Here is an 18,799-nt window from a genome sequence, read left to right on the forward strand (position 1 = left end):
GGGCCTGTATTTAATGCACAACCCAACTGAGCAGCCACAACCCCAGCATCAACCAGATAATCCCCATGATGATCGAGGCCCGCATAAACGCCCGGACTGCCGAGTACAGCAGCATCAGGCCAATGATCAGGGTGATGATGCTGATGATCGAGGTGTCCATGCCCAGGGTGCGCGACAGGCCGTCGATAAAGTTGCCGCCGGCATTGGTCAGGGCGCCGAACAAGCCGCTGAGCCCATCGACGATAAAGCGGATGACCGAACCGAGCGCCTGGCCCAGCCATTCGAAAAAGCTTTCTACCTGCATATGAGTTTCCTGATGAAAGGGTGGGCGTATCTGCCGGACCTGAGCCTTTGGTCGCCAATCCCTTGGGCGAGTTCCCTAGAAGCATAGAGGTTTGCCCGTTTGAATTTGCGAATAGTTGCACGCGCTACCCTGGGTAGCCTGCTGGTGGTGATAGCTCTGCTGTGGCTGGCCGACCGCCTCTGGCCCCTGCCGTTGCCCAAGGACGATCTGGCCCGTGTGGTACTGGCGGAGGACGGCACGCCGTTGTGGCGCTTTGCCGATGCCAACGGCGTATGGCGTTACCCGGTGGCGACCGATGAAGTCTCGCCGTATTACCTCGATGCGCTGCTGACCTACGAAGACCGTTGGTTCTACCAGCACCCCGGCGTCAACCCGCTGGCCCTGGTGCGGGCGACCTGGCAGAACCTGACCGGCGCGCGGGTAGTGTCTGGCGGCAGCACCTTGTCGATGCAGGTGGCGCGCCTGCTCGATCCCCATTCGCGCACCCTGCCGGGCAAGTTGCGCCAGCTGTGGCGCACCGCGCAACTGGAGTGGCACCTGTCCAAAGACCAGATACTCAACCTGTACCTCAATCGCGCGCCCTTTGGCGGCACCTTGCAGGGCGTGGCGGCAGCCAGTTGGGCCTATCTGGGCAAGTCGCCGCAACAGCTGACCCACGCCGAAGCAGCGTTGCTCGCGGTACTGCCCCAGGCACCGAGCCGTCTGCGCCCGGACCGTCACCCGCAGCGCGCCCAGGAGGCCCGGGACAAAGTGCTGCGGCGCCTGGCCGAGTTCCAGGTGTGGCCGCAATCGGCGGTCGACGAAGCCCTGGAAGAACCCCTGTTGCTGGCGCCGCGCCTGGAACCCAGCCTGGCGCCGCTGCTGGCGCGCCGCTTGAACCGTCCCGACAGCCCGCCGCTGATTCGCACCACTCTCGACGCGACCCTGCAACGCCGTCTCGAAGACCTGCTGCTGGGTTGGCGCGCGCGGCTGCCGGAGCACACCTCGGCCGCGATCCTGGTGGTCGAAGAAGAAAGCATGGCCGTGCGCGCCTACCTGGGCTCGGTGGATATCAACGATGCGCGGCGCTTTGGCCATGTGGATATGATCAGCGCTCTGCGCTCGCCGGGCTCGACCCTCAAACCCTTCCTGTATGGCATGGCTTTGGACGCGGGGCTGATTCACTCTGAATCGCTGTTGCAGGATGTGCCTCGGCGCTATGGCGATTACCGGCCGGGCAACTTCTCCATGGGCTTTACCGGCGCGGTGCCGGCCAGTACGGCGCTGTCCAGCTCGCTGAACCTGCCGGCGGTGCAACTATTGGAAGCCTATGGGCCCAAGCGTTTTGCCGGCGAAATGCGCATCGGCGGCATGCCCCTGGCGCTGCCGGCGCTGGCCGAGCCGAACCTGGCGTTGATCCTGGGCGGCGCCGGCAGCCGCCTGGAAGACCTGGTCGGTGGCTACAGCGCGTTGGCCCGCGACGGCAAGAGCGCTGCCATCCGTTTGCAGCCCGATGATGTGCTCAAGGAGTGGCCGTTGTTATCGCCGGGTTCGGCGTGGATTGTGCGGCGCATCCTCAGTGGCCAGGCACGGCCGGACCGTGATCCCCGGGCCGAGCTGGTGCAGCGCCCGGTGTTGGCGTGGAAGACGGGCACCAGCTACGGCTTTCGCGATGCCTGGGCCATTGGCGTCGGGCCGCGCTATTTGATTGGTGTGTGGATCGGCCGCCCGGACGGCACCCCGGTGCCCGGCCAGTTTGGCCTGGCCTCGGCGGCGCCGTTGATGCTGCAAGTGCACGATGTGTTGACCAACCGCGACAGCCAGCGCGGCATTATCGCGCCGGTTAAACCCGTGCCGATGAATGTCGGCGTGGCGGCGATCTGTTGGCCCCTGGGCCAGCCCATGAGCCGCAGCGACGCCAATTGCCGGCGCCAGCGGTTTGCCTGGACGCTGGACAACACCACGCCGCCGACCTTGCAGGCCCTGGACCAACCTTTGGGTGTCGGCTTGATGGAAACCGTGTGGGTCAATGCCAAGGGCCTGCGCGTGGCGGCCAGTTGCCCGGGCGCGGTATCGCGGGACATTGCCCTGTGGCCGGCACCGCTGGAACCGTGGTTGCCGAGGATCGAGCGGCGTGACGCACGCATCCCTGCGCCAGACCCGGATTGCCCGCCACCGGCGCTGGCGGCGTCGTCGCCGTTGTCGGTGGTGGGTGTGCGTGAGGGCGATCAACTGCGCTTGCCGGCGGGCAGCCAGCAGCAACTGCGCCTGAAGCTCTCGGCCCTGGGCGGCAGTGGGCGGCGCTGGTGGTTCCTCAATGGTGCGCCGCTGGGCGACAGTGCCAACCAGGACAGCATCAATGCCAGCCTGGAGCAGTTGGGGCGCTATCAACTGAGTGTGCTCGATGAGGCGGGGCAGACGGCCAGGGTTGAGTTCAGCGTGGTTGATTAGATCGCCATCGCAGGCAAGCCGGCTCCCACAGTTTGATTTGTTGACACCGTCCAATGTGGGCGCTGGCTTGCCTGCGATAGTGCCCTGACAAGCAGCGCAAATTTATTTGCCATCCCCGTCTTTGAGCCTGAAGCTATACCCCTTCAGGAGCGCCCCATGAATCTCGAACACCTTACCGAACGCATGCATCGCATCCGCGATAACAACGACTGGAAACAATTCCACAGCCCGAAAAACCTGGCCATGGCCGCCAGCGTAGAGATGGCCGAGCTGGTGGAGATTTTCCAGTGGCTGAGCGAAGACCAGTCGCGCCAGTTGCCCGCCGACAAACTCGCCCATGCCGGCCAGGAAGTGGGGGACATCGTGCTCTATCTGCTGCTGCTCTGCGGTGAGCTGGGCCTGGATATGGATCAAGTGGTCAGCGCCAAGCTGGCCGACAACGAGCGGCGGTTTACCCATGAGTGATCGCCATTTCGACCAGTTGGCCACGCGTTTTGCCGAGAAGATCTACGGCGGTGCCAAGGGCGCGATTCGCCTGGCGGTGTTGCAGGCCGACTTGACCGAGGCCCTGCCGGAGCGGCCGTTGCGCGTGCTGGATATCGGCGCCGGCCTGGGCCATATGTCGTTGTGGCTGGCCGAGCGCGGGCATCATGTGACCTTGGCCGAGCCCGCCGAGCCGATGCTCGAAGGCGCCCGCCAGCGGTTCGCCGCAGCGGGGCAGAGTGCAACGTTCATCCAGGCGCCCTGGCAGGACCTGTTGGGTCAGCTCACCGAGCCCTACGACCTGGTGCTGTGCCACGCCGTGCTGGAATGGCTGGCCGAACCCCATGCGATCCTGCCGGTGCTGCACCAGTTGACGGCGCCGGGTGGCTGGTTGTCCCTGGCGTTCTATAACCGTGATGCGCTGATTTACCGCAACTTGCTCAAGGGCCACTTTCGCAAGATGCGCAAAAATGACATGGCCGGCGAAAAACAGAGCCTGACCCCGCAACAGCCCCTGGACCCACGGGAACTGGCGGCGCAACTTGAAGGCCTGTGGCAGGTCGAAAGCCAGAGCGGGGTGCGGGTCTTCCACGACTATATGCCGGTGGAATTCCAGGCCCGCGCCGATTTGCAGGACTTGTTGGAGATGGAACTCGCTCACCGTCGTCACCCAAGCTTTGCCGGACTTGGGCGTTATTTGCACTGGATCTGCCGTCCGGTTTAAGCGGCCCAGTCTGCGGAGATCGAAATGAAGCGCTGTGCATTGATCCTGCTGTGCCTGGGGCTGGGGGCCTGCTCCAGCAACAACCCGTATGTGGCGGCCTCCAAGCCCATGCCGCCGGCGCCTGCCCAGGCGGCCAACACCTTTGATGCCAGCGCCTACCCGGCGCCGGTGCGTGACTACGGTGCCTATCGCAATTGGGCCTGGCGCAACGGCCAGTTGCCGGCCGGCTCGGCCTGGGCAGATCCTGCGCAGATCGCCGAAGCCGTCAGCGGTGCCCTTGACCAGCGTGGCCTGCGGCCGGTGCATGACCAGCGCGCGCCGGACTTGCTGGTCAGCGCCGATGTGCATCTGGAAAAACGCCTGCGCCAGGTGCAGGACGATTATGGCTACGGCTACGGTGGCTACAACCGCTATGGCAACGGCTACGGCATGTACAACTCGGTGCCGATCGTGCGCACCTATGAAGTGCAAGTCGTGGTGGTGCGCGTCAACCTGTTCGACGCCCGCACGGGCCAGGCGGTATGGAGCGCCAGCGCCGAGACGGGCAGCCAGGGCAGCCTGAGTGAGCGCGGCGATGCCTTGCGCCAGGCTGTGCAGAAGGCCATGACGGCGTATCCTCCCAGTTAACAGCTATTCTCATTTCAGGCTCGGTTTGCCCTTTGGAGAACTACCATGTTGCGTCGTATCGCGTTGCTCGCTTTTGCCGTGCTGCTGGGCGGTTGCCAGACTCATCAGGTCAATCACGATTTTGACGCCAGCCGCGACTTTGCCGCCTACCGCAGTTGGGCCTGGAAAGACCCGGCGTTGCAGTACCGCCCTGACGATCCGCGGATCAAGAGCGACCTGACCGAGCAGCGCATCCGCCAGGCGGTGGCCGATCAGCTCGATCAGCGCGGCTTGCGCTCGGCAGCCCCCGGGGCCAAGGCAGACCTGAACGTGCAGGCCTACCTGATCGTCGAAGACCGTCAGCAGCAAGTCACCACCAACTACGGCGGCGCCTGGGGCGGCCCGTGGAATGGCTACTGGGGCGCACCGATGTACAACGAAACCCGCAACGTCACCTACAAGGTCGCGACCCTCCAGATCGACTTGCTCGACGGCAAGGACGGCAAGCTGGTGTGGCGCGGCAGCGACGAACAGATGATGAGCAACTCGCCCAGCCCCCAGGACCGCAGTGCGGCGATCCGGGCGACAGTGACCAAGGTGCTGTCCAACTATCCGCCACGCTAAGTTGTACTCGGTCCGTGTAGGGCCGCTGCATCACTGCGATGCGGGCGCTGCGGTTTAACAGGTACACCGAGGCGATCCCTTCGCAGCCTCGCCGGGGCTCGACAGCTCCCACATTCGATCTGTGTTTCCAAGATAGATTTGCAGGTGCCGCGGCTCCCCTGTGGGAGCTGTCGAGCCCCGGCGAGGCTGCGATGGGATCGCCTCCTTACACCCGATCCACTGAGGTGCCCGCATCGCAACAATACGGCGGCCCGACAAGCCAGCATCAGGCGCTGTTTATTTCCGTCAGTCGCCAAAGTGGCGACTTGCCAGCGCACCTGCCAAGCCTTGTCTACACTGCTGTTGACTACAGGAGAGTAAGCGCTCGGCAGTTCGCCGGCAAAGGAGTGCTCGATGTCTCCCCGACTTCGTTCTGGCCAGCGTGGCGCAATCGGTCTGGTGTTCGCCGGCACCCTGGCCTTGGCCCTGGTGTTTCTGTTGCTGGTGGTCGATAGCGGCCGCCTGTACCTGGAAAAGCGCAAGCTGCAGGCCGTCGCCGACACTGCCGCCCTGGAAGCCGCCAATCGTGGCGGGCAGTGTTCAGGCAGCACCACCGCCGTCGATTACGCCAAGCAGAATGCCACCCGGAACGGCTTCACCGTTGTCGCCAACGACAGCAGCCGCGCATTGGCGGTGACGTGTGGGACGTTGCTGACCAATGCGGCCAATATCCGTGTCTTTACTGCAGATGCCAGCAAGAATGAAGCCATCCGCGTCGTTGCTACCCGCACGGTGACCACCGGTATCGCCAACGGGGTCTGGAGGTTGTTCAGCGGTACGTATAACGCTAATACGACATTGAGCGCGACGGCCGTTGCGGCGCTGGCGACTCCGGTGGCGGCACTCACAATCCGCAGCACGGCAGTCGTTGTCGATACAGCCAACAAGGCTTCCACTCTCAATGCTCTGTTCGGAGGGTTGTTGGGCGGTGGCCTGAACCTGTCGGTGGCCGGGTGGAATGGTTTAGTTAATACCAATATCTCTCTACTGAGTTACCTGGACCGGCTAAAGCTCGACCTGGGCCTGACAGCGGTCGGCTATACCGAAGTTCTTGGCAATACCGTCGGTGTTGGTCAGCTCATTCAAAGTGCAATCAATGTATTGGACCCCACCAACACATTGGCCACAGATGTGACGATTGTCGGCTTGAACGCGCTCAAGACGGCGGCCGGTGCCACTCAAGTGGTGTTGGGCGATATTCTGCAGATTGCAAGTGGCACGGATGTGGCGTCTCTGGCAGTGAACATGCGGGTGTTTGATCTGATCGAAGGTTTTGTGCAACTGGCCAACAAGAAAAATGGCCTGCTGGCGAGTGTTCCGATCAACGTGCCTGGAGTGGCGCAAATCACTGCGACCGTTCAGGTTTTACAGCCGCCTCAATTATCTGCGGTCGGCAATCCAGCCAAAGCTGTAGCAGCGGGGCATAATCCTGAAACCGGTCCGAATCGCATCTATGTGCGCACGTCTCAATTGCGGGTTCTGCTCTCGGTCAACTTGCCCGTAATGAACACAGTCCTGGATCTGGTGAACGGGGTGACTGGATTGGCAGGACCGCTGGCAAATACGGTGGGTGCACTGCTACAGCTGGATGTTGTGGGCGTGATCAATGCGCTGACGTGTGGCTTGGGAGCACTGTGTACTTCGCCCAGCCTGCAGATTCTGCCTCCGCCTGTCCGTGTGGATATTGCGGTGGAAGCCGCCAGTGCCAGTAGTTGGGTGACAGCCTACAGTTGCGCAAGTCCTACCAATAAAAGCCTGACAACCAGCACCAATACCTCGCTGGTCAATTTGAAACTGGGTCAGGTTGATGGCTTGTCCAGCATTTTCGGCAGCAGTCAAACTCCGCCCCAGATGGTTGTGAAACCATTGAAGGTCGTGGATATCGGTACCGAGTCATGCCGCCGCTTTTTGATATTCAACGACTGCAACGCCCGTGTTCCCTCCGTAGGGGGTGGTATTGGGTTATCTGCCAACATTGATGTGGGTGGGAGTAAAAACCTTGCCCATACATACCTGTCCCCCGATTTGCCGGAAATTTCGCAGCCACCGTTTTATTACGCTTACACCACTAGCAATATCGTCAGCGGGCTCACGGACCCGGCCAAGGGGACGGCAGCGGGTCTTGTTCTAAATATGTACGGCCCACAGCCCGGAAATGAAAACTTACTAGGTAATATCATTGGTGGTCTTGGAACCGTGTTTAACAGCGTAACTTCCCTGTTGATCAATACCATCAAAACCACACTGACACCGTTGCTGGACTCGCTGATCAACACCCTATTACTAGCCTTGGGCGTCGACCTGAACAAAGTGGATGTAGGTGCCAACCTGAGTTGTCAATCAGGCCGCGCCTACCTAGTCATCTAACCCCCCACCCACCACCGGCAACTCCACGCAAAACCGCGCCCCATGTTCACTGTTGGCGACGCTCAGGCGTCCGCCCATGTTTTCCACAATGCCGTAGCTCACCGATAACCCCAGCCCGGTGCCGACGCCAATCGGTTTGGTGGTGAAAAAGGGCTCGAAAATCCGCTCCAGCAGCCGTGCATCAATGCCGCCGCCATTGTCTTCGACCCAGATGCGCACATGGCGGCTGTCGTGTTCGCTATACAGGGCGATCCATGGGCGAAAATCGTGGTTTTTTTCGTGTCGCGCCATCAGCGCATCGCGGGCGTTGACCATCAGGTTGATCAGTACTTGCTCCAGTTGGTCGACATGGCCGTTGACCTGCACCTTGAAGTCCATGGGCGTGATGCGCAGATCCACACCTTTACCGCGCAGGCCTTCGCCCAGCAGTGATTGCGTACCTTCCACCGCCTGGGCCGGGTCGAAGGGCTGTTGCTCGACCTCCGAGCGGCGGCCGAACACGCGCATGTGGTCCACCACCCTGGCCGCACGCTGGACCTGTGCATCGATGCGCTGGAGTTTTTCCGTCAGGTAGTCGAGTTGCACGTCGCCGTTGCCCAGGCGCTTGAGCACGTTGGCGATGGCCATACGCATGACGTTCAGCGGCTGGTTGATCTCATGGGCCAGGCCGGTGGCCATCTCGCCGAGGGTGGCCATTTTCGCGCTTTGGGTCAGTTGTTGCTGGGAGCGGCGCACTTCGGTGTTGTCGCGGCCCACGGCCTGGATTTCCTGCAACTGGCCGTGCTCGTCGAACACACCACGGTCAGACCAGACCCACCACGCATGTTCGCGTCCCGGCAGTTGCAGGCTGATTTCGGCGGTGCTGACCGGGAATTCCGGGCTCAGTTGGCCGATGCGTTTTACAAAGGCGTTGCGCTGTTCGTCCGATAACCAGTGGCCCAGGTTGATCCCCGGCAATTGGGCGGGCGTGCATTCCAGGTAGTTGGCCAGGGGCGTGTTGCCGAAGGTCAGGGTCAGGTCCGGGCGGTAGCGACAGATCATCGCCGGCGAGTCTTCGACGAGGAGGCGGTAGCGCTCTTCGCTGTCCTTGATCTGTTGCGCCGCCAGGGTGGCTTCGGTGACGTCCAGCCACAGGCCGACGGCTTCCACCGGCAAGCCCAGGTCGTCGCGCAGCAGCTTGGCTTCGTCCAGCAGCCAGTGGTAGTTGCCCTGGCGATCGCGTACGCGGTAGCGGCTGCGCACGTTGCCTTCGCGTAGCAATTGCCGGGTGCGTTCGAAGTACAGGTCGCGGTCTTCGGGGTGCACCCATTCCACGGAGGTGTCGTGGGTGCATTCGGCCAGGGTCCAGCCCAGCAGCGGCAGCAGACTGTCGCTGAAAAATGCCGGGTGCAGCGCGCCGTTGACATAGCGCTGCACGTAGATCACCGCCGGTGAGCTGGCGATCAGGTTGTCCAGGCGGGCATGGGCGGCGGCGGCCTGCAGTTGCTGGTTCTTGATGTCGCTGATGTCGAGCATGAAGCCGATCCAGCGCCGCTGCTCGCCGGCGCCCAGCACCTGGCCCTGGACGCGGTACCAGATGGGGTTCTGTTTGGCGTCGCTGCGCAGCAGGCGCACGCTGGCGAGCAAAGGTTTGCCCAGGCTTTGCAGGTCTTGCAGGCGGCTGTTGAGTTCCTGGCGGTCGGCGGGGTGGATCAGTTCCAGCCAGTTGGCCAGCACCTGTTTGGTCGGTGCATCTTCCGGGCTCAGGCTGCGCATCAGTTGGGGGGCCAGCAGGATCTCTTCACCGTTGGCCAGCAGTTCCCACCAGCCGGTGCCGAGCAGGCCTTGCAGGGCTTCCACCCGCTCCAGTTGTTGGTGATGGCGCTGCTCGCGCAGGCGGCTGAGCAAGGGCGCGGCGAGGGCGGCGGTGAGGTTCAGCCAGTCACGCTCGCTGACGTCGGCGTGGCCGCTGTAGAACCCGCACAGCAACCACGCGGCGACCCCCTGACTATCGCGGTACGGCACCAGCAGGCCCTCGGCATTGCCAAACACGCTGTGCAGGCGCGGGTGCTCGCTGCGGCCCTGAAGGGTTTTCAGGCTTAGCGGGGTGTTGCCGTTGAGGCTGTCCAGGCAGGTGCCCAGGCGCTGCCCAGGCGTCCACAGTTGCGGCGCGTCATGGGCGCTGTAGCTGCTGTAGACCAGCCAGTCCTGATCCTGCTGGTCGAGCAGCACCATCGCCGCGCAAGGGATACGCCAGCGCTGGGTCAGGCTGCGCAGGTGCTCGCTGAACACTTGCGGCAGCCGCGACAGGCTGCACACGCGCAGTTGTTCGCTCATCTGGCTGGCGAGCAGATGGTTCTGCTCGCGCTGCTGGGCCAACTGCCGGCCCCTCAGCAGGTCGCTGATATCCAGCAGGCGCAGGATCCAGCCGTCGCCATCCGGTTCGATCCAGCCACGGGTATGCAGGATGGTCTCGGCGGCGCCCTGGAAATCCAGGTCCAGGCTGTGCCGCTGCCAGTCGGCGGGGGTGCCTTCGATGCTCAGGGCGCCAGGCAGGCACAGCAGGTCGCGCAACAGCGGGTGGGCCTGGGCACTGAGGTGACGGGCTAACTGTGGGTGCAACGCGCGGCTGATATCCAGCACATGACCATGCTGATCCAGGCGCAGGTGCAAGCCTTGTGCGGGTGGGCTGGCGGGCGTCTCCAGGGCCTGGGCGCTGTTGCGGCCGAGCAGCCTGCCGAAGATTTTGTCACCGGAGTTCAAAATTGCAGGCTCGACTGGGCGTGCAACGTGGTCGGCAGCCGAGGCACCGTGCCAATGCCCGGCAGCACAATAAACGGCAGGACGTTCTTCAGGTTGGCCGAGGGGTAGTTGATCTCGACGGTCAGCACGCCTGCGGTGTAGGTCGGATTGATATGGGCCGTCTGGAACTGGAAGGTCGCTGGAATCCACTGCAATTGGCTTTGCACGGTCTGGGTCGCCCGCAGGATGAGCGCTGCATTGTAGTTGGGGGTGCTGGGGTCCAGTGCCACGCTGCGGCGCACGGCCTCGGCGGTGGCCTGGTTGAACGACTGCAGCAGCAACAGTGGCAGGCTGTAGCTGACCATGGCATAGAACACGGCAAAAAAAATCACGAACACCGCGGCAAATTCGATAGCGACGGCGCCTTTTTGCTTTCTAGGGAGGCTGGTTTTCATCACTGCGACTACCCTGACTGCTACTACCTGCTATCAGCATAGAATCAATCAGCAAAAAGGGACGGTTTTTACGTGATCCAAGGCCTCGTGGTATTTGTCTGGTTGGTGGTGTGTGCGCAGCAGGATATTCGCCAGCGGCAGATTGCCAATCGCCTGACCCTGGGTGCGCTGCTGCTGGCACTGGTCTATCTGCTGTGGAGCGGCAGCACGTGGCTGGGCACTTCCAGGGCGCAAGGGCTGTGGGCGTTCTGCCTGGCCCTGCTGTTGACCTTGCCCGGCTACGCCCTCGGGCGCCTGGGCGCGGGCGATGTGAAGATGCTGGCGGCGTTGGCGCTGGCGTCGAATTCGACCTACCTGTTGTGGTCGCTGATCGGCGCTGGCGTAGCCAATGTCGCCTGGCTGGTCTATGGGCCGCGGCTGCTGCCCCTTGCCAGCCAAGGTGTTAGAGCGCGCCTGGGTTACCTGGTGGTGGACCCGTCAAAAAAACTGCCTTTCGCGCCGTTTCTTTTAGTGGGTTTTAGCCTGGCCTGGGCGTGGCTCCATTAGTCGTGGGCGCTCTGTATCGCTATGTACATAGTTGGAAAGTACGTCTACGTTTATTTATACAAGCTAGTAGGAAGGTTCTTCGCAACCGATAGGTCAATCTTTGGCTTGCCAGGCATGGAGTAGCGCGTGGACAAAGTTACATCTGCAGTAAAAGTGCTCGTGGTCGACGATCAGCCGCTGATTGTGGAGGAGCTTTGCGAATTTCTTGAAAGCAGCGGTTATCGCTGTGTCCCTTGTGAGTCCAGCCAGCAGGCCGTGCAACGCTTCAGTGACGATCCGCAGATCGGCCTGGTGCTGTGTGATCTGCATATGCCGGACATGGACGGTATCGAGCTGGTGCAGGCCCTGCAGAAAATCGCCGGCAAGCAGCGTGCCTTCGAAGCCATTATGTTGACCGGTCGGGCCGACAAGCAGGATGTGATCAAGGCCTTGCGCGTGGGCATCTCCGATTACTACCAGAAGCCCATCAACCTCAATGAGTTGCTGGAGGGGTTGCAGCGCCAGGAAGCCGCGCTGGAAGAACGCCACAAGAATCTGCACCTGGGGAAGCTGAACCAGAAGCTGCAGTATCTTTCCGAGTCCATCGACGATTTGTACCAGGACCTGGACAAGGTCCGTCGCGCCCCGGCGCCGCAATCCGAGGGTGAGGCGGTAAGCGAGGAGGTCCTGGAGGTGCCGGCGATCTTCAATCAGCTGTCACCCCGGCAACTGGATGTTGCCCGGCTGGTGGGCAAGGGCCAGACCAACTACCAGATTGCCTGCGAGCTGGGTATTACCGAGAACACGGTCAAGCTGTACGTGTCCCAGGTGTTGCGCTTGACCCATATGCACAACCGCACCCAACTGGCGTTGGCACTGTCGCCGAGCAACTCGGCATTGCGCCAGCGGGTGACGGCGCACTGACGCTTTGCGTACAGCCATGTAGGAGCGGGTTTGCCCGCGATAGCGTCGGATCAGCCAGGGCATTTATCGGCTGACACCCGCCATCGCGGGCAAGCCCGCTCCCACATTTCTCCAGTGGCTGTGGTTTATTTGCTGCCACCCGAGCTCCCGCCTTCGCTGCCTTCGCCGAACTTTTCGGGGATCGCGTATCTTTTGCTTTCCAGCAAACGCTGCATCGCCAGTTCGCGTTCGGCGGGCGTTGCTCTCTGCACCGTGGGCGAGGCGGCTTGCCCGTTGACTTGCAGCCCCAGCCAGTTTTCCGTTTCCTCCTGGGCCTTGGACGAGGGCCCCGGTTCGATGGCCATTGCCGTCAGGGGCAGGGCCAGCAGCGTCAGGCTGGCGAGGTAATGGAATTTCATCATCGGCTCCTTCAAGCGCTTACTTGATTAGTACAGGCGGTGCATCGCTGGCCGCCGCGACCTGGTCCTTGGCCGCAGGTGTGCCGGCAGCCTTGAGTTTCTCGGCGCGGGCCTGGGCCTCGCTGACCTGCTCGGGGCTCAAGCCCACCTGGCTGGCCAGTTGCGCGGCCTGCCCCCAGTGGTCCTGGTAGATCAACAGCGTCACCAGGTTGACCGCCGCCAATTGGTCGCTTTGCTTGAGCTCCATGGCCGTCATGAACTCAAAACGCGCCTCTTCCAGGCGCCGTTGATTGAGGTAGACCACGCCCAGGTCATTGCGGATTTTCTCGTTGGTGGGCGCCAGTTGCGCCGCCCGCTGCATATGGGCCAGGGCTTGGGCGTTGTCGCCCTGGGTCGCCGCCAATTGCCCCAGGCCGTGTTCCCCTTCGGCGGCCATGCAGGTGCCCAGCAGGCTGCGGTACAGCGGTTGCGCTTCGCTGCGCCCGAGCAGGCGATAAACCTTGGCCTTGCGCTGGCGCACTTGCGGCAACGACTCCGGCAGGCTTTGCAGGTTGGCCAGGCTGGCGTGCATCTTCCCTTCGTTGGCCATGTCGTCAGCCAGGTTCAGCGACAGCTCCTGTTCGGCGCTGGGCGTGGTGCAACTGCCCGGGGTCATCAACGCCGACCACGGCGTCTGGCCGTTACTGGCACAACCGCCGAGCATCAGCAGGCTCAGGCCTGCAATCAGTGCTTTCATCGAGCGCTCCTCAAAAGCTGCTCAGGGCCCGGGAGATCGCAATAAACGCCGGCCCCCCCAGCACAATCAATAAAGCGGGAAACAGGAAGACCATCATCACCACTGACATCTTGGCCGACATCTTCGAGATGAATTCCTGCAAACGGGTCAAGCGGCGGTCATCGAGCAGTTGCTTGAGGGCCAGCAGCGACTTCATGGCACCGCCACCCTGCTGGATCAGTTGCTGCAGAATGATGCAGGTGTCGGTGAACTCATCCACGGCCAAGAGCCTGGCGGTCTTGCCCAGTTCCTCGCCCAGTTCCAGGCCCGAGTCGACCCGCGCCAGGATCAAGCGCAATTCCTGGGTCAGGGCGGGCAGCAGGCGCTGCGCTTCAACGCTCAACACACGCAGCGACTGCTCAACCGCCATGCCCGACTCGAACAGAATGCGCAGCAGCGGGATAAAGGTCGACACCTCGCGGGAGATTTGCTGCTGCCGGGCCTTGGCGGCACTGGCGAGGATGCGCTTGGGGATCAGGTAGCCCACGCCCAGGCCGAGCATGGGGGCGATCCACGGGGAGTCGGCATTGGGAAAGATCAGGCTTTGTGCCACCAGCATCACCCCGGCCAGCACCAGCGGCACGCCAATCTGGCAGGCAGCGAAGATCGAGCGCTGATTGGCTTTGCGCCAGCCCACGCGGTTGAGCAGGAGCTGGGTTTCGTTATCCATGCTCACTGAGCGTTGGGCCAACTGGCTGCTGCCAAACTGGCTGAGCAGGGTGCCGAGACGGTCACCGCGCACCAGTTGGCCTTGCAGGCGTTGGTTGACCAGGCGTTCGCGGCGGCGCTGGTTCAGCAACTGGCCGGCGATCAGCACGAGCGCAGCCAGAAATAATAAGGCACTGATCAGCAGGACCATCTCAAATACTCCGCAACATGCGCCACATCGTCAGGCAGCCCAGCACCTGCATGCTCAGCGCGGCCAGCAGCATGTAGCGGCCGCTGTCGTCATTCCACATGGTCATCAGGTAGCCGGGGTTGATCAGCATGAAATAGCCCACCATCGCAATCGGCATGCCGGCCAGCACGAACGCGGTGACGCGTGTTTCGCCGGTCATGGCGCGCAATTGCCGGGCGCCTTGTTCTCGCTCGCGAATGACCTTGATCAGGTTCTCCAGCAAGTCGCTGGCGTTGCCGCCATAGCGATGGTTGACCTTGAGTCCCAGGGCGAGCATGCGGAACTCGTCCTGTTCGTAGAATTCGGCGAAATCACTGGCGGCCTCGGGCAGGCTGACCCCCAGTTGCACGTTGCGCTGAATGCGCCCCATGGCGGGCTTCAAGGGTTCCTCGGTACTGTCGATGGCCCCCAGCAAGGCATCGGCCAGGGTGCGCCCGGACTTCAGGCTGCGCACGGTATGGTCGAGCACCTGGGGCAGTTGTTCGATCATCCGCTTCACCCGCCGCCGATAGCGCCAGGCGATGTACAGCCGCAGTATCAGCGGCGGCAGCAGAAGCATGGCGAGCAGGCCGACCCAGCTCCATACCAGAAACCCGAGGACTGCGCCCAGCACCCAACAGGTCAGCCACAGGCCCAGGCTGTCGGTGGGTTTGCCCAGGCCCGCACGCTGGAACATGCGCTCCAGGCCGACCCAGCGCCCGCGTTCTTCGGCCAGCAGTGGCTGGCCTGCGGCGAGCCGTTCCAGCACGCGGTCGGTTTCCGCCTGGCGCAGGCCACTGAGGAACAGGTGCAGCGACACGCCAATCAGAATCACGCAACTGAACATCAGGATGGCGCCGGTCATGGTGACGCTCCTATAGCGGCAGGGCGGATTCGCGGCGCAGCTTGTCACCCGCCGGGTTGAGGGCCTCGCGCAGGAAGCCAAAGCCGGTGCGCCGGTCATGGCGGAACAGGGTGTTGGTGACATACACGTCATCGCGCACACCCACCACTTCCACCACTTCGCTGACGCAACGCCGGCCATCGGGCAGGCGGGTCAGTTGGATCACCACATCCAGGGCCGCGCAGATCATCTGGCGCAGGGTTTTTTCGGCAACCACGCGACCGGTCAGGCCCACCAGGGTTTCCAGGCGCAACAGGGCGTCCTGGGCATTGTTGGCGTGCACGGTGCTCATGGAACCGTCGTGGCCGGTGTTCATTGCGGTCATCACATCCAGCACCTCCACGCCACGGATCTCGCCGAGGATGATGCGGTCCGGGCGCATCCGCAGGGCGTTGCGGATCAGGTCGCTGGCCTTCACCTCGCCGTGCCCTTCGGCATTCGGCGGGCGGGTTTCCAGGCGCACCACGTGAGGGTGGCCCAGTTGCAGTTCGGCGACGTCTTCGATGGTCACCAGGCGTTCGTGGGGGTTGATCAACTGGCTGAGAATATTGAGCAAGGTGGTCTTGCCGGTGCCGGTACCGCCGCTGATCAGGATATTGCAGCGCTTGCCCACCGCTTCCTGGAAGAACTCGAAGATCGACTGGTCGATGGTCTGCATCGCCACCAGGTCGCTGCTCTTGAGCATGTCTTTGCGAAACTTTCGAATCGACAGGCACGGCCCGTCCAGGGCAATCGGCGGGATGATCGCGTTGACCCGGCTGCCGTCGGGCAGCCGGGCATCGACCATCGGCGATGACTCATCCAGGCGCCGGCCCAGGGGGGCGAGGATGCGTTGCATGACCCGCTCCACATGGTGGGCGTCGATAAAACGCAGATCGCTCTGGTGCAGCAGGCCGTCCCGCTCGATAAACACCCGGTGCGGGCCGTTGACCAGAATCTCGGTCACCGACGGGTCACGCAACAGCACTTCCAGCGGGCCGAAACCGGTCAGCTCATCGACGATTTCTTCGGCCAGGCGCTCCATCTCATAACGGGAAATCGCCAGGTGCATGCGGGTGATGTATTCGGACACCTTGTCGATGACAAATTGCGCCAGGGATTGGCGCGAACCTTCCAGCAGGTTTTTCCCCGACTCTTCGATGGCGTCGATGATGTAGCGGTGCAGCACCAGTTTCAGGCCGTCGTGATCCACCGCGCTGTTAAGCCCGCGAGCGGGGGTGCCGAAGAGATTTTCGCTGCTCATTTGGTTGTCCCCAGCAGCCGTTCAAACCAACGGGTGGAGGGTTTCTCCATGCCCTCGGTGCGTTTGGCCAGGCGTTCGCCAAGCGCTTTCAGGTTCTGCGTCAGGGGCTCCCGGGGGGCCAGGCTGAACAGGGTCTGCCCCTGGTTCTTGGCGTTCAGGCGCACCTCGGGGCTCAATGGCAGCACGGCAATGACGTCCAGGCCGAAGCTCTTTTCCAGGGTTTCGGTGTCGGGGGCGGCGCCCTTGAGATAGCGGTCGATCAGCAGCCGTGCATGCTCCAGTTTCATGCCTTTTTCCCGCCACTGATTCAGCACCGCCAGGTTGCGCCGGCAGTCGAGGACGTTCTGGTCGGTACACCACAAAAGCTTGTCGCAGTGGCTGACGAAGGTGCGCAGGGCTTCGCTGTCGCGCTGGCCAGTGAGGTTCACCACGATGTGCTGGAAGTGTTGGCGCAAGGCACTGAGCAGCATGTACAGCTCGGCGGCGCTGGTCATTTCCAGCGGTTCGTCGTTTTCGGTGTAGGCGAGGATGCGCAGGCCGCCTTCGGTGGCGGTGACGGCGCTGTTGATCAAGGTGGTGTCCAGGCGGCGCAAATGGCGCAGGGCATCGCCAAAGTTGAACGAACTTTCCAGGCCCAGCAGTGCCAGGCTGTCGCCACGGGGCAGGCCCAGGTCCAGCAGCAGGGTCTCTTGCCCGCTCTTCTGCACCACCATCGCCAGGTGGCTGGCCAGCAGCGCACCGTCGGCATTGCCCTGGGTGCCATACAGTACCGTCAGGCCACCCAGGTGCGCATTGTGGGCGACTGGCGGCAAGCGTTTATTCAAGCGCCGCACCAGGCCGGCGACCTCACTGGAACGTGAGCCGTAGGCGACAAAATCCCGCGCCCCGGCGCGCATCGCGTTGAGCACCAGTTGATTGTCCATGCCGTCGCCGAGGGCGACGATGGCCAGCATCGGCTTGGCTTCCAGGGCACCCTCGATCAAGGCGCTCTGGGCGACCACATGCTCGCGGTCCAGGCCGACGAATACCAGGTTGGCGAAGGTTACGTCCACCAGGGCCAGCAGCTCGTCGAGGCTGCCGCCACCGGCACTGACCACTTGGCCCAGGGGCGCCAGGGCCCCTTGCAGCCATTCCAGGTCGGTGGTGTTGCGGGTAATTGCGAGGAACGTCTGGCTCAGGCTATCGCTCATTGGGAAAGTCCTGTGCGTCGGTCGAAGTTGCCATTTTCCAGGAAGTACAGGCGATACCAGTTGGGGTCGTAGTTGCGCAGCTTTTCACCGGGCAGGGACGGCAGGCGGGCGTTGGCGGCCAGGGGTTGGACCAGGTGCGGGGTGACGATCATCAGCAGTTCTTTTTCCTCGCGGCTGACGTTGCTGTCACGGAAAAACGCGCCAAGGATCGGGATATCGCCCAGGCCAGGAAACTTGCTGACGGTGGAGCGGTTGTTATTGCTGATCAAGCCGCTGATCACAAAACTTTCGCCATCGGCCAGGGAGACCGTGGTGTCGGTGCGGCGCACGGTCAGGGCCGGCACCTGGATGCCTTCTAACTCCAAGGCGTTGGCGTAATCCAGCTCGCTGACTTCCGGTGCGACCTTGAGGGAAATCCGCGTGCGGTCGATCACGGTGGGGGTCAGGGTCAGGCGGATACCGAACTCTTTGTACTCGATAGAGATCGTGTCGCTGCCGGCACTTGGCACCGGGATCGGCACTTCACCGCCGGCAAGAAAGGTCGCGCTGTGCCCGCTCATGGCAACCAGGCTCGGGCGTGCCAGGGTATAGGCAAAACCGCTGCGCTCCAGGGCGTTGATCATCGCCGAAAAGCGCCCGCCGCCGATGCCGATGTTAAAGCTCTCGTTGTCCAGCGGCAGGCCCCCCCCGGCTGTGCGCGGGCTGCCGAACAGGAAGTTGCGGGTGCCGCCAAAGATCGACGTACTGGCCTCCTTGAGCTTGGTGCGGCTGACTTCGACAAAGCGGATATCGGTCTGCACCTGGCTCGGCAGGAACGGGTCGTCGGAGGGCGACAGGGCCAGGCTGGTCAGGGTCGAGGTGGCCTTGCCCTTGACGAACACCATGCTCTGGCGCGGCGCGTTGGAGCAACGGGTCCAGACCATCAGGCTGGTGGCGCCAGAGGCCACGCCGGTGAGCAGGAACGCACGATCGCCGTTGAGGTGTACGTCGGCGATTTTCGGGTCGCCGATGGCCAGGCGGGTAATAGGCATGGGCGATTGCAGGGTTTGTTGCAGGCCTTCACCGACCTCGACCACGGCCGGCAAGGCGCCCAGGTTGCTGCAGCTGTCAGCGGCGGCGAACGCCAGGCCCACAGGCAGGCTGGACAGCATCAGGGCCCAGGCCATTTGTGTGAGCGCAGGTGCGAGATGTTGGCGCATGCAAGGCATCC

General features: G+C 62.8%; 18 protein-coding genes. 8 read left to right on the top strand and 10 right to left on the bottom strand.

Features of this window, described 5'->3' with window-relative positions:
- Positions 1 to 10: 10 nt before the first annotated feature.
- A complete protein-coding gene (locus HU773_RS03860; protein ID WP_057437585.1) occupies positions 11 to 304 on the bottom strand; it encodes a hypothetical protein in 294 nt (97 codons plus the stop codon).
- 99 nt (positions 305 to 403) lie between these two features.
- Between HU773_RS03860 and pbpC the strand changes: the two genes are divergently transcribed.
- The 6 genes from pbpC to HU773_RS03890 all read left to right on the top strand — a co-directional run bounded on the left by pbpC (position 404) and on the right by HU773_RS03890 (position 7,577).
- Positions 404 to 2,734 carry a peptidoglycan glycosyltransferase PbpC gene (gene pbpC, locus HU773_RS03865; RefSeq protein ID WP_186625836.1) on the top strand — a complete coding sequence of 777 codons (2,331 nt, stop codon included), beginning with the start codon at positions 404 to 406 and terminating at the stop codon, positions 2,732 to 2,734.
- A gap of 156 nt (positions 2,735 to 2,890) precedes the next feature.
- Positions 2,891 to 3,199: a MazG-like family protein gene (locus HU773_RS03870; RefSeq protein WP_057437589.1), complete on the top strand. Its 309-nt coding sequence runs from the start codon at positions 2,891 to 2,893 to the stop codon at positions 3,197 to 3,199.
- Complete coding sequence (locus HU773_RS03875) at positions 3,192 to 3,941, top strand: methyltransferase (protein WP_057437591.1); 750 nt, start codon at positions 3,192 to 3,194, stop codon at positions 3,939 to 3,941. The genes HU773_RS03870 and HU773_RS03875 overlap by 8 nt, the downstream gene beginning before the upstream one ends.
- Before the next feature lie 24 nt (positions 3,942 to 3,965).
- Positions 3,966 to 4,568 (top strand): DUF4136 domain-containing protein, encoded by a 603-nt coding sequence (locus tag HU773_RS03880; RefSeq protein WP_057437597.1) that lies wholly within the window; start codon positions 3,966 to 3,968, stop codon positions 4,566 to 4,568.
- Between the two features lie 45 nt (positions 4,569 to 4,613).
- Positions 4,614 to 5,171 (top strand): DUF4136 domain-containing protein, encoded by a 558-nt coding sequence (locus tag HU773_RS03885; RefSeq protein WP_186625835.1) that lies wholly within the window; start codon positions 4,614 to 4,616, stop codon positions 5,169 to 5,171.
- A gap of 393 nt (positions 5,172 to 5,564) precedes the next feature.
- Positions 5,565 to 7,577: a pilus assembly protein TadG-related protein gene (locus HU773_RS03890; protein ID WP_186625834.1), complete on the top strand. Its 2,013-nt coding sequence runs from the start codon at positions 5,565 to 5,567 to the stop codon at positions 7,575 to 7,577.
- On the opposite strand, the gene HU773_RS03895 is transcribed toward HU773_RS03890, so the two are convergent.
- Positions 7,566 to 10,319: a PAS domain-containing sensor histidine kinase gene (locus HU773_RS03895; RefSeq protein ID WP_186625833.1), complete on the bottom strand. Its 2,754-nt coding sequence runs from the start codon at positions 10,317 to 10,319 to the stop codon at positions 7,566 to 7,568. The two genes, HU773_RS03890 and HU773_RS03895, sit on opposite strands and share 12 nt — an antisense overlap.
- Positions 10,316 to 10,753, bottom strand: coding sequence for a TadE/TadG family type IV pilus assembly protein (locus tag HU773_RS03900; RefSeq protein ID WP_057437602.1), 438 nt, complete (start codon positions 10,751 to 10,753; stop codon positions 10,316 to 10,318). Before HU773_RS03900 ends, HU773_RS03895 begins: the two co-directional genes overlap by 4 nt.
- Positions 10,754 to 10,825: 72 nt before the next feature.
- Between HU773_RS03900 and HU773_RS03905 the strand changes: the two genes are divergently transcribed.
- Positions 10,826 to 11,299, top strand: a complete 474-nt coding sequence (locus HU773_RS03905) for a prepilin peptidase (protein ID WP_115127305.1) — start codon at positions 10,826 to 10,828, stop codon at positions 11,297 to 11,299.
- A 126-nt stretch (positions 11,300 to 11,425) separates the two neighbouring features.
- The gene (locus tag HU773_RS03910) at positions 11,426 to 12,202 is read left to right on the top strand and encodes a response regulator transcription factor (protein WP_057958225.1); all 777 of its coding nucleotides are present in this window, start codon (positions 11,426 to 11,428) and stop codon (positions 12,200 to 12,202) included.
- Between the two features lie 125 nt (positions 12,203 to 12,327).
- On the opposite strand, the gene HU773_RS03915 is transcribed toward HU773_RS03910, so the two are convergent.
- The 7 genes from HU773_RS03915 to HU773_RS03945 are packed head-to-tail and all read right to left on the bottom strand — an operon-like array spanning position 12,328 to position 18,788.
- Positions 12,328 to 12,600, bottom strand: a complete 273-nt coding sequence (locus tag HU773_RS03915) for a DUF3613 domain-containing protein (RefSeq protein ID WP_115127306.1) — start codon at positions 12,598 to 12,600, stop codon at positions 12,328 to 12,330.
- 19 nt (positions 12,601 to 12,619) lie between these two features.
- Positions 12,620 to 13,336 (bottom strand): tetratricopeptide repeat protein, encoded by a 717-nt coding sequence (locus HU773_RS03920; protein ID WP_057958227.1) that lies wholly within the window; start codon positions 13,334 to 13,336, stop codon positions 12,620 to 12,622.
- Positions 13,337 to 13,346: 10 nt separating this feature from the next.
- Positions 13,347 to 14,234, bottom strand: coding sequence for a type II secretion system F family protein (locus HU773_RS03925; protein ID WP_186625832.1), 888 nt, complete (start codon positions 14,232 to 14,234; stop codon positions 13,347 to 13,349).
- 1 nt (position 14,235) lies between these two features.
- Positions 14,236 to 15,117 (bottom strand): type II secretion system F family protein, encoded by an 882-nt coding sequence (locus HU773_RS03930; protein WP_057958229.1) that lies wholly within the window; start codon positions 15,115 to 15,117, stop codon positions 14,236 to 14,238.
- A 10-nt stretch (positions 15,118 to 15,127) separates the two neighbouring features.
- On the bottom strand, positions 15,128 to 16,399 hold the full coding sequence (locus HU773_RS03935) for a TadA family conjugal transfer-associated ATPase (protein WP_057958230.1): 1,272 nt from the start codon (positions 16,397 to 16,399) through the stop codon (positions 15,128 to 15,130).
- A complete protein-coding gene (locus HU773_RS03940; RefSeq protein WP_057958231.1) occupies positions 16,396 to 17,589 on the bottom strand; it encodes a CpaE/TadZ family protein in 1,194 nt (397 codons plus the stop codon). The genes HU773_RS03935 and HU773_RS03940 overlap by 4 nt, the downstream gene beginning before the upstream one ends.
- Positions 17,586 to 18,788: a type II and III secretion system protein family protein gene (locus HU773_RS03945; RefSeq protein WP_057958232.1), complete on the bottom strand. Its 1,203-nt coding sequence runs from the start codon at positions 18,786 to 18,788 to the stop codon at positions 17,586 to 17,588. Before HU773_RS03945 ends, HU773_RS03940 begins: the two co-directional genes overlap by 4 nt.
- Between the last annotated feature and the right edge of the window lie 11 nt (positions 18,789 to 18,799).

It is taken from the genome of Pseudomonas shahriarae, from assembly GCF_014268455.2.
Taxonomy (GTDB): domain Bacteria; phylum Pseudomonadota; class Gammaproteobacteria; order Pseudomonadales; family Pseudomonadaceae; genus Aquipseudomonas; species Aquipseudomonas shahriarae.